The following is a 10,598-nucleotide window of genomic DNA, read 5'->3' as shown; positions in this document are numbered from 1 at the left end:
TATAATTATAAACAACATAGGCTAGCACGAGCAAGCAGGGCACATGAACTTAACCGCTATGCCCAACAATCTTAAGAGCACATGAAGTTCACGTAAAAAGTGACAAAAAGTGGTGCTGAGGCACTTGGCTTTTTATTTAATTAAGGCTCTTAAAAAATTATTCAACTTGCATTTAGCCATCGAGATTGGGCATAACCTATTAGACTAAAAAATATTTAAGCCCTAAAAAGGGATAAATGAGTTTGGTTTTCGTGAAGTATGGGGTTGTAAAACGGCTATCGGTGTTGTGAACAGCTTATTCAATCAGTTCTATATTTTTGAGATGACTTCGGACCAAGTCGCAAATTGTGAGTACTTTTATCGTTGGCTTTTTGTTTTATTCATAATCATGCTAGCAATAAGCCCAATTCCCACAATCACATCCACAATATTCCATATTTCTCTTCCCAATGCGATTTTAAAAAACGGCTGAAAGAGTAGCGCAAGGCCACCATAAATAAACATTTCAGTTTTGTTTTCTTTTTCGCTTGAATTATATGCCAAAATCCCGAATCCGATTAATGCAACAAAACGCACCAACTGATAAAATCCATAAGGCATATCCAATAAGCATAAAAACAGCAATATTGCTAAAACAATTTTTATCACATTTTCCATTTGAGCCCTGTTCAAGAGAGTGGAGTTAGCTTCAATTGAACTAACTCCACTATATCCAAATACCGATTTGTATCTTTTAAAAAATGAATAGACATAATTCCTGTTGCAAAAATTATGCTATGTTAAAATCTGTTAAACTTTGCTTTACACTATTTCTTCTTTAGGTTCAGGAAAGGCTAAAGAAGCTAAAATTGAGATAACTAGAACTCCCCCTACTATTCCTAAAGAAATTGGAGATGAAATATGAATCCAAGGTGAGATAATCATTTTCACACCAATAAATGCCAAAATAAAAGCTAACCCATAAGGTAATTTACTGAACATATGAATAAAATTGGATAATAGGAAGTATAATGAACGTAAACCAAGTATCGCAAAAATATTAGAGGTATACAGAATAAATGGGTCTTTTGAAATTGCAAAGATGGCAGGAATACTATCAACTGCAAATAAAACATCGGTAAACTCAATTACAGCAACCACTACTAATAAAGGAGTTGCAACTTTAACACCATTTTGTACAGTGAAAAATTTATCTCCAACGTAATTATCACTTACTTTATAAAGTTTTTTAATTAACCTTGCGCCCGCAGTTTCACTAAAATCTTGATCCTCGTCATCATCTCCACCGCCCCAGGATTTAATTCCAGCATACACTAAAAACAAACCAAATAGAGTCATAACGACATTGATTTGGACTAATTTTCCAAAAATTTCAAATGCTGGCAAATAAGTAAGGTTTATAATTTCTACTCCTGCAAAAATAAATATTGCTCTCATTATTAATGCCCCTATAATTCCATAAAACAAGACTTTATGGTGTAATTCTCTGGGAACTTTGAAGAAAGAAAACACTAGAATAAACACAAAAAGATTATCAACAGAAAGTGCTTTTTCTATCCAATATGCGGCTTGAAATTGCGTGAATTTTTCAATAGCCAAATCGTGTCCTCCCGAATCTTGATTGAAGATATAATAAACCACTCCCGAAAAAATCATTGAAAGAGAAATCCAAACGATTGTCCAAATCGTGGCTTCTTTTGAAGATACTATGTGGCTTTTTTTATTGAATACTCCAAGGTCAAGCAGTAGCATAATTATTACTGTTATGGCGAACCCAATTACTAAACCAGGGTGCAATTCTAAAATACTTTTTTCCATTTTCTTACTTTATTTGTTTTTTGATTGATTGTTTAATTATTTGTTATTGTAATTATGGCAAGTCTTCCACCATCTTCCTTTGAAAACAAAAGTCTTTTACCATTTGTAATTTCTACCATTGAACCAATTGGAATTTGTATGTCTTCCGTAATATCTTTCATAGAAGTCAATTTTTGATTTACAAAAACCCATTTATTGTTATGGAATGCAAAATACCCATCGCTTAATTTTTGATGTTCGCTTAATTTTTCATTTCTAATTACGTTTCTGTTTGAATGCCATTGATGAAGAGTAGAATTATTATAAACAACGATTCTTTGGTTTTCTGGTTTCCAAACATCCGGTTTAAATTTATAAAACAAGTCTAAAACTGGAATTGTATTATTATATTTCGTGTTGCAAAAAGGACATTTTGTATCTTTTGTGTTGTTATAAACAAACCATTTCTGCTCGCATTTTTTATTACTGCACTCTAATTTTAAATCGTTTGTTTTTATTAATGCTTGTTCCCAAGCATCGGCGGTTGGTCTTTCAATAGGGTTATGTAAGCCTTTGATAAATGCCTGGTCAAAAAGTTCTTTCAAATAGGGTCCTGTTATTGTGTAAGGAATTTTTACTAAATCTGTCCAAGGATGAAATTTTTGTAAATTGTCGCCATATTCTCTTTTGAAATTTCTGTTTTTATTATCTGTTGGGTGTTCTACAAAAAGTGCTTTTGAACCCATTAAAAAATTTTCTTCATCCACCTCGTCAATTTGTCCAAAATAATTCCCGCCTCTTAATGGGTGTCTATACAAAAGGTACATATAGATTAACACAGCCAAAGCATGTAAATCAGTAAGCCTATTTGGTAATTTCCTGTTTGGGTCTGTTTTATTTAAATGCTTTGTGGATAGCACTTCGGGTGCAATAAAATCGGCTGTTCCAATAACATCAGGTGCAAATTTGCCAGGAACTACTAATCCGTCAATGTCAATAATATTAGCACCAGAACCACTAGATGGATCAATTAAAACATTGTTATAGGATAAGTCTGAATGTGCCAAGCCAGCACTATGTAAGCGTTTTACTCCTCTTGCAATATTTACACAAACTTGAAAATAACTTAACCAATTGCCTAATTCCGAATTGTCTAATCTGGTTTTTGAAGTTGTGGCCCTAAATTTCGCACTGGCAAACCATTTACCATTCTTTTCTTTTCCTTTTAAAATGTCGCTACTTGCATAACCTTGTTTAAAGAAAAAACGTTTATCGTAGGCGGGAACTATAATGCCTGTTAGTCCATCTTTTTCTACAATATCATAAGGCCAACAATATATAGTTTTCCAAAATTCGCCCCCATCTCTATTGAAAAAATCATCCTTATATTTCGTTGTAATAAGTCGTACTCTGTCTTTGGCGTTGAAATCTAATTTTGTTCTGTAAAAAGCAACCACATAAGATTTATCTGGACTGAAATATACATCCTTCATTCCACCACGCATAGGCTCACCATTATCAACATATTGATAGCTTTTAGTAGTGTCTAGAATAGATTTTAATGTAATAGTTTGCATATTTTATCGTTTAAAAAACTATTGCCAATGTTCTATCATCATGGTTTCCTGCACTCCAGAAGTCCATCCAATTTGATAATTGATTTGAAATTTCACTGTTATCTTTATTAAAATCTACTTTGTCATTTCCTTCATTTTCACCGTTTAAATCCTCTAAAAACTCTAGCCATTTTTCGTGTTTCTCAAGATTTGCTTCAACAACAAATTTTGCATCATAGATACCATCTGTCATTAAAAATAAGTATGAGAAATCCTTTATTATTTTAAGATTGAAGCGTGTACTCATTACATCCTGCTTTTGAAAAATATCAGGTTGAGTGATAAATCTTGTTCCACCACCGTATTCTCCAACATCAAGCCAATTCAGTAAAGTAGTTTCGGTTTTGTCAGTGTTCATAACTGCGATTGGGCAGTCGCCAACTCCAAAGGTTTGAATTACATAACCAAAATCATGTTTTTTAAATAATGAGAAAATTAAAGTAGAATGAAAATATTCTAAATTGGTTTTTGCTTTTGGATTATTGAATAGCTCTGGATTTTTAAAGAATGTTTGCTCTGCAAACTCTTTTAGTTTATTATGAACAAAAATACTTGCTTGCCATAAGTTGAATTTTGATAACTTTTCTATTTCAGCAAGTTTTTCTTCTGTTTTATTCTTAGAGTATTCGTCTATTAGGATTTCTAATTTGATTTCTTGTTCACTATCTGTATTTATTTCAAAATACTCTACAACTGCATCACAAGCAATTTTTGAACCTGCTCTTGCAAGATAGGCACTGCCTGCTCCATCACTAACAACCACTAATGACCATTGCGTTTTTTCAAAATATTTAAAAGAAAAATCATCATCTCTAGATGTTCCTTCTTTTCCGTGGCTTCTTCCTCTTTTTGAAGATATTACTATATTTTTATCACCCAATTTGTCTAATACAGAAACTTCATCAGGTTTTGCGAAAATCTGTTCTTGATTACTTGGTATTAACTTCCACAAGCTTTTTGGGTCTGGATTTATTACCAAAGAGATTAGTTTTTCGTTTAGTGAAGTTGTTTCGTCTTCACCATCAACCTTATAAAAAAACCGCAACTTAACATCTCCACTTTGGCTCGGAGTTCCTTCAATAGTATCTGTATCTCTATTGAAACTTAAGCCAAAACTCTCTAGACCTTCAAAGTCCGCTGAGATCAAATCGTTTAAATTAAGTGCTGTAAAATCAATTTTGGCAGAATATGGAACTAACTCTTTAGCATTTGGAATCACAATATGTTGCGCTTGAATGTCTGCGATTCTATTTTTAATTTTCCAATTTGTCATAATGTTTGCGTGATTGTCAAAGATGCTATTCACCAATTCTGTAATATTTGGATTATTTGCAAAATCTATTAGTAATTGATGCCTATTTGTATTGACTTCAATACCTTTTCCTTTCAATAGGCTTTCTATGTATGCTTTTGTTTCCATAAATTACCCTTGAGTTCTATTTACATCAAAACCACCACCTTCTCCAAATCCATAAGTTCCTTCATTACCACACCAAGGACACGTACTAACTTCCTCATTACCTATACAATGTAATTTTCCGCATTGGCAGGCAGCAAATGCAAATTGATTTCCACAACAAGGGCAAGTAGGTGCACCTAATAATTCTTCGGTGTTTATTTTTTGACTTGCACCAGTTTCATCAGATAATTCAAAATAGGTGTTATCAACTTGGAAAGCACCAACCAATCTATATTCCTTTGCAATGTCTCCTGTGTTGGTTAATGAAATATGCCTTTTGTATTTCATTAAATAAGGTCTATTTGAGTTTTGACATTTTGCAGATAATACTACAAAATTATCATCAACAATATTTGCATTCCTATTTTTAGATAAATCAATTTTAGATAAGGTATTATCATCTAAATCGGCTAATTCAAATCCAGTTGAATTGTTTTCTACACTTTCGCTACTTGTTTTTATTGAGTCTGTTACCCATTTAAAAAACTGTTTGTAAGCGTTGGTATCTGTGTTTTTAAAATGTAATACATTTTCAGTTAATTCACTTAATTGCTCAGTGTCTGTTTCGCTACCAAAGGAAATAGCAACTAAATTGGCAGTTTTTGCCCAATCCAGTTTCCATTCTGAAATTGCATTTTTTGTATTGTCAGTCGGTACACCATCCGTAAACAAAAACACAATAGGTTTCCAATCACCTTTTACTTCTTGTGTTGTTTTTACTGTGTTTTTTCTTAACTCATACATTAAATGTCCCAAACCTTTACTCAAAGAAGTTCCACTACCAATTGGAAACTTGGGCGGATAAAAATTTATCAATTCTTGTAAGGGAACAAGTGTTTTGGCTTGACCTGCAAAAATGATAATTGAAACCCAAACCGTTTCAATGGCATTTGGATCGGTTTTTAACGTTTTAATGATTGTTGCCATACCTTCTTCTACTTGTTGAATTTGGTCACCAACCATGGATTCGGAAACATCAATTAAAAAATATATTGGTAATCTTCTCATAAATTATTTTTTAAAATATTTGCATAAAGTTCTAGGTTTTCAATATCGTAACAACATAAAATAACTTTTTTGGGGTATTCATTTTCCATTAAAAAACTAGTAATAACTTCAAAAGAATATTTCGCGGCTAAGTCTTTTGGAAAGCCATAAACGCCTGTTGAAATATTTGAAAATACTAGTGTTTCAAGTTTTTGTTGCTTTGCGATTTTCAAAGAATTTAAATAGCAGTTTTTCAAGTCTTGTATTTCCTCTTCACTTTTAAATAAAAATCGGGGACCAACAGTATGGATTATAAATTTTGACGGCAAATTAAATGCTGGGCTTAATTTAGCCTCTCCAACCTTGCATCCACCAAGAGTTTTACAAAACTCTTTCAATTCTGGTCCGGCTGCATTATGTATTGCGCCATCAACTCCTCCGCCTCCCAATAAAGAAGTACACGCTGCATTTACAATACAGTCCTCTTTATATTCGGTAATATCCCCAAAGTGTAGTTCGAGTCTCATCTATCCGAAATTTAGAAGTATTAAAAGTAAAACCAACAAAATTATTTGTGCCATATCAACCGACAAACCATGTCCAACCTGGAAAGGATTTACAAATCTTTTTAGAAAATTTAATACTGGGGTAAAAACACTATTGAAAAAATTGAAAAGCCCTCGGTATTGGTTATTGAGTTTGTCTTTGTAGGGTAATAGTTTAGAGTATAGAAATAATCCAACGATGAACACATTTAATAAAATTGGTAGAACAATACTCATATCACTTGGACTACTTCTTTTGGCGGGGGAGGCAAAGCCACCGAATCAGTTGTACCCATGCTTTTATTTCCTTGCTCTATTGTGTCTGAAACCCATTGGAAAAACTGTTTTAAAGTTGAAGTGTCGGCTGTTGCTAAATGAACTACATTGTCTGTAAGCTCTTTCAATTTTGAATCATCAGCCAAACCACCTACTGCACAACCTACAATTACACCAAAATTTAGTGTCTTTATCTTAGGTATCATCTCGCTATATAATAAAGTATCGGAAGGCTTGCCATCTGTAATTAAAAAAAGCAAAGGTTTCCAATCCCCTTTTTGATTTTCATTCCCTTTTCTTATATCGCTACTTACTTTTGTATACAACATTTCCAAAGCTTTACCTGTAAAAGTCGCTCCAATTGGGTCAGTTATTTCAGGAAGTTGGAAGAATGGCAACTCTGTTAATGGCACCAATTCGGTAACTGTCGAATTAAAAGTAATTATGCTTATCCAAAGCGTTTCGGATGCCTGGGCATCCGAACGCAAGGAATGAATCATACCACTTAATGCATTGTTTAAAGCCTGAATGGGCTCTCCATTCATAGAGCCTGAAGTGTCCAATAAAAAGTAAACTGGTAATCTTCGCATATTATTTCAGAAGTGATTCGAGGTTTTCAGGAAAAGATTTTGCTTTATCCTTTAAATTTAATAATAAGTTTTTTTCAATTTCGTCAATTTGCCCATCTCCTTTTATTCTTTTAAACAACCATTCTGCTTCCTCTTCATCAATTTCACCAGGCGAAGCTTCATCTTCCAATAAAAAGCTTGTAATTGCATTTATAAACAAAGATTCCCAACTGGCATCATTGTCCTTCCCAGAGACAGCATCGTTTATCTCAAAAAGGAATTCAGCTTCCTCTGTATCAATTACGCCATCGGCATAAAGAACTTCTTTCAATTCTTTTACCTCGACGGCATCTATAATCCCATCAGCTAAAAGTTCTTTTTTTAATTGTTCTAAACTTTTCATGTTTTATATTTTTAAATTTATTTTCCAAAAATTGTTTTTAAAATCATTGCCCCCAATTTTCTTTGGACTCCGACTTTTGAAGTCGGCACACCAGTCTTTCTAGCAAAGCTTTGTTTTGCTCCTGTTATTCCTAAAAGTCTTTTCCAAGAAAACGAAAACCCGAATTTACTCATCATTAATATTAGTTTTATACCACTATATTCAACTCAGATGGCGGTGGTGGCAATTCATTTAAGCCAATAACTTCTTTCCCACTATCTTCTACTTTAGTTGATGAAACACCAATAGAAGCCGTTACCCATGCAAAGAATTTAGCGATGCTTTGACTATCAGCCGTTGCTAATTCTACTACATTTTCAGTAATTTGTTTCAATATATTGGTATCTGCTCCACTTCCTGCAGCACAAGCAACAACAATTCCTGTCTTTCTTTTTTGGAATTCTGCGAGTCCGCTTTGCCAATTATCCGTAGGCATTCCATCGGTCATAATAAAAACTAATGGCTTCCAATCTCCCTTGGTTTCAGGTGTTGTTTTTGTAATTTCGTTATCAATACAATTGCTCAATAATTTTAAGCCTTCTCCTAATGCAGTTGTTCCTGTTGCTTGAATGTCTCGCATTTGGAAAGAACCTAAATCAGTTAATGGAATTATTTGATTTGCGCTACTGTCAAACGTAATGACAGAAATAAAAGCAGTTTCTTGTGCTTGTGGATTTCCACGCAATGAGCTTATCATTACTTGCACACCATTTTTCACAGCTTCAATCGGTTCTCCTCCCATTGAGCCTGATGTGTCTAATAATAGATATACTGGTAATCTTCTCATTTCAGGTTTAATTTTTAGTTAGTATATTTCTTTAAAATATCAACAAAATTGTCGGTTTGATATGGTTCTCCAATAGCTCTGAATTTCCAATCCCCATTATGTCGATACACTTCTGAAAATACCATTGAACACATACCACTTAACGAAGAATCGCCTGACAAACTATATTTAGTAATTTCATTGCCTTTTGCATCAACTGCTCTTATAAAAGCATTCTCAACCATACTAAAATGTTGATTGTTTTGTCTTCCTTGATAAATAGAAACAACAAAAAGAATTTTACTATATTTTTGGTCTAAGGCATCCAATTTCACAATGATTTGCTCATCATCTCCCTCTCCTACACCTGTTCGATTATCCCCAGTTAACCATATATGTCCTGATGGGTGTTGAAGAGAGTTAAAGTAAATTACGTCACCTTCATATAAACCAACTGATCTGCCGTTTTTCTGAACAGTTCTTCCGAGGTTAGCAACCTTTCCATTTTCATCTAACAGAAATGCAATGGCATCAAGATCATACTCTTCCTCCTTATTTCCACCAAATAACTTCCCTAAGAGACCACTTTGTTTTTGTCTAACATCCCATCCTAAACCAATGGTTACCTTGGAAAGATCATAAACACTTTCTCCTTTTGAATTTTTGCGTAGGTCTATGGTCTGACCTTTCGATAAGTTTATTACTTCTTGCATAGTTTAATTTATTTTTGAATTGTACCTGTAAAGTATTTACTTAAAAAGAACGCCAAATCTTCTTGATATCCAACTCCTGAAGCATCAAATTTCCATTCGTTATTTCTTCTATATAATCTTCCAAATTCAATTCCGGTTTCAATAGAAAAATCTTCTCCTAATTCATATTTCATTACCTCTTTGCCGGTATTGTTATCAATTAGTCTGATATAAGAATCTCTAACTTGTCCAAAATTCTGTTTCTTATCTGCAGCTCCGTCTATGGTTACAACAAATAAAATTTCTTGAACGTTGGGGTTAACTTTTGTTATATCAATAATGATAGATTCATCATCATCCCCATCACTTGAACTTCCGTCTGGGTCATCTCCTGTGTGAGTTAATGCACCATCAGGCGAATTTAAATTACCATAAAAAACAAAATAATCTTTGTTTAGCATTTTTCTTTTTTCGTCAATCATGATTGCTGAAACATCTAAATCAAATGTTCCCCCTGTTCCTTCGTTTGGTTCCCATCCTAAACCAACGGTAATATTTGTAAATCCTACTGCGACTTTATCGCCTTTTCTTAAATTAATTACTTCTGACATTTTTTATTTTTTAGTTGTTTTAAGTTTTCCATTCACTTATATGTAAAAAAACTAGCGCCAGCTAATTCCCATTGATTGTATAAGCCGTTCTTGTGAAAATCTACTACAAAAGCAAAAAGAAACTACCACGCTTTTTATCTTAGACGTTTCCATTTTTCTTCTTTGAAGTTTAAAAATCGCAAGACTACTTACATAGAAAAATTTTCGAAGCAAAACACTATATTTTAATATTTATATTCTTCTTTTTATTCATTATTTTATTATAAAATTTCAGGAATACATGGAATTCTATAATTTATTTTACGGTCATATTTAAGAGTGTGTCGACAAGAAATTTCACTTTTGGCTTTGTCGAAATATTAGTTTTATTTTGTAGCAAAAGCAAATGTGCCATTTTTGTGGCTGGTTAAAATTTCAAAAAAAAAATGCACGTTACTCTTTTATACGCTTCCTGCTAAACTCTATTAGCGCGGCGCATTTATAAGTGCAATATTTAACATGGATTTATAATTGTCAAGTTATCTTCAAACATATTGTATTTTAACACAAACTCCTACATTTTCTATTAACAAATTTTTAAGAACTTGTATTTATTATCATATCCTCGCATTTGTATCGGAATCGTTGAAAATGATAAATTAAAAAAGCCCTCTTATTCCGGAGCGAACACGTTCTCCATAACCTTCTTAAATTTCTGCCACGTTGAGGTCGTTGATGCAATGGGTTTTAACGCTTTTAAAATTATTTAATCAAACTTCTCACTTCAAAAACAACACTCACAATTTATCCACATACTACAATTAATAGCAATACATAGCTACATTTATGAGTAATTTTG

General features: G+C 33.0%; 12 protein-coding genes. All 12 read right to left on the bottom strand.

Annotated elements, in window-relative coordinates; genetic code table 11:
• Positions 1 to 357: 357 nt before the first annotated feature.
• Positions 358 to 657, bottom strand: a complete 300-nt coding sequence (locus tag ACOH2D_RS17965) for a DUF6804 family protein (RefSeq protein ID WP_449536132.1) — start codon at positions 655 to 657, stop codon at positions 358 to 360.
• Positions 658 to 801: 144 nt separating this feature from the next.
• Complete coding sequence (locus tag ACOH2D_RS17960; RefSeq protein WP_449536131.1) at positions 802 to 1,818, bottom strand: TerC/Alx family metal homeostasis membrane protein; 1,017 nt, start codon at positions 1,816 to 1,818, stop codon at positions 802 to 804.
• A 32-nt stretch (positions 1,819 to 1,850) separates the two neighbouring features.
• On the bottom strand, positions 1,851 to 3,374 hold the full coding sequence (locus ACOH2D_RS17955; RefSeq protein ID WP_449536130.1) for a helix-hairpin-helix domain-containing protein: 1,524 nt from the start codon (positions 3,372 to 3,374) through the stop codon (positions 1,851 to 1,853).
• Positions 3,375 to 3,384: 10 nt separating this feature from the next.
• Complete coding sequence (locus ACOH2D_RS17950; protein ID WP_449536129.1) at positions 3,385 to 4,833, bottom strand: PP2C family serine/threonine-protein phosphatase; 1,449 nt, start codon at positions 4,831 to 4,833, stop codon at positions 3,385 to 3,387.
• 3 nt (positions 4,834 to 4,836) lie between these two features.
• Positions 4,837 to 5,880 (bottom strand): TerY-C metal binding domain-containing protein, encoded by a 1,044-nt coding sequence (locus ACOH2D_RS17945; protein ID WP_449536128.1) that lies wholly within the window; start codon positions 5,878 to 5,880, stop codon positions 4,837 to 4,839.
• Complete coding sequence (locus tag ACOH2D_RS17940; protein WP_449536127.1) at positions 5,877 to 6,386, bottom strand: macro domain-containing protein; 510 nt, start codon at positions 6,384 to 6,386, stop codon at positions 5,877 to 5,879. Before ACOH2D_RS17940 ends, ACOH2D_RS17945 begins: the two co-directional genes overlap by 4 nt.
• A 251-nt stretch (positions 6,387 to 6,637) precedes the next feature.
• On the bottom strand, positions 6,638 to 7,270 hold the full coding sequence (locus tag ACOH2D_RS17935; protein WP_449536126.1) for a vWA domain-containing protein: 633 nt from the start codon (positions 7,268 to 7,270) through the stop codon (positions 6,638 to 6,640).
• A 1-nt stretch (position 7,271) separates the two neighbouring features.
• The gene (locus ACOH2D_RS17930; protein WP_449536125.1) at positions 7,272 to 7,652 is read right to left on the bottom strand and encodes a TerB family tellurite resistance protein; all 381 of its coding nucleotides are present in this window, start codon (positions 7,650 to 7,652) and stop codon (positions 7,272 to 7,274) included.
• Between the two features lie 17 nt (positions 7,653 to 7,669).
• Complete coding sequence (locus tag ACOH2D_RS17925; protein ID WP_449536124.1) at positions 7,670 to 7,828, bottom strand: hypothetical protein; 159 nt, start codon at positions 7,826 to 7,828, stop codon at positions 7,670 to 7,672.
• An 11-nt stretch (positions 7,829 to 7,839) separates the two neighbouring features.
• Positions 7,840 to 8,478 carry a vWA domain-containing protein gene (locus tag ACOH2D_RS17920; RefSeq protein WP_449536123.1) on the bottom strand — a complete coding sequence of 213 codons (639 nt, stop codon included), beginning with the start codon at positions 8,476 to 8,478 and terminating at the stop codon, positions 7,840 to 7,842.
• A gap of 14 nt (positions 8,479 to 8,492) precedes the next feature.
• Positions 8,493 to 9,170, bottom strand: coding sequence for a TerD family protein (locus ACOH2D_RS17915; RefSeq protein WP_449536122.1), 678 nt, complete (start codon positions 9,168 to 9,170; stop codon positions 8,493 to 8,495).
• Between the two features lie 8 nt (positions 9,171 to 9,178).
• Complete coding sequence (locus ACOH2D_RS17910) at positions 9,179 to 9,760, bottom strand: TerD family protein (protein WP_449536121.1); 582 nt, start codon at positions 9,758 to 9,760, stop codon at positions 9,179 to 9,181.
• Positions 9,761 to 10,598 lie beyond the last annotated feature (838 nt).

It is taken from the genome of Gelidibacter sp., assembly GCF_053579655.1.
The sequence above is the reverse complement of the archived record's forward strand: the minus strand, read 5'-3'. Positions and strand labels throughout refer to the sequence as shown.

Coding starts and splice junctions, on each gene's coding strand:
- ACOH2D_RS17965 (WP_449536132.1), bottom strand. CDS start 657: ATGGAAAATGTGATAAAAATTGTTTTAGCAATATTGCTGTTTTTATGC.
- ACOH2D_RS17960 (WP_449536131.1), bottom strand. CDS start 1,818: ATGGAAAAAAGTATTTTAGAATTGCACCCTGGTTTAGTAATTGGGTTC.
- ACOH2D_RS17955 (WP_449536130.1), bottom strand. CDS start 3,374: ATGCAAACTATTACATTAAAATCTATTCTAGACACTACTAAAAGCTAT.
- ACOH2D_RS17950 (WP_449536129.1), bottom strand. CDS start 4,833: ATGGAAACAAAAGCATACATAGAAAGCCTATTGAAAGGAAAAGGTATT.
- ACOH2D_RS17945 (WP_449536128.1), bottom strand. CDS start 5,880: ATGAGAAGATTACCAATATATTTTTTAATTGATGTTTCCGAATCCATG.
- ACOH2D_RS17940 (WP_449536127.1), bottom strand. CDS start 6,386: ATGAGACTCGAACTACACTTTGGGGATATTACCGAATATAAAGAGGAC.
- ACOH2D_RS17935 (WP_449536126.1), bottom strand. CDS start 7,270: ATGCGAAGATTACCAGTTTACTTTTTATTGGACACTTCAGGCTCTATG.
- ACOH2D_RS17930 (WP_449536125.1), bottom strand. CDS start 7,652: ATGAAAAGTTTAGAACAATTAAAAAAAGAACTTTTAGCTGATGGGATT.
- ACOH2D_RS17925 (WP_449536124.1), bottom strand. CDS start 7,828: ATGATGAGTAAATTCGGGTTTTCGTTTTCTTGGAAAAGACTTTTAGGA.
- ACOH2D_RS17920 (WP_449536123.1), bottom strand. CDS start 8,478: ATGAGAAGATTACCAGTATATCTATTATTAGACACATCAGGCTCAATG.
- ACOH2D_RS17915 (WP_449536122.1), bottom strand. CDS start 9,170: ATGCAAGAAGTAATAAACTTATCGAAAGGTCAGACCATAGACCTACGC.
- ACOH2D_RS17910 (WP_449536121.1), bottom strand. CDS start 9,760: ATGTCAGAAGTAATTAATTTAAGAAAAGGCGATAAAGTCGCAGTAGGA.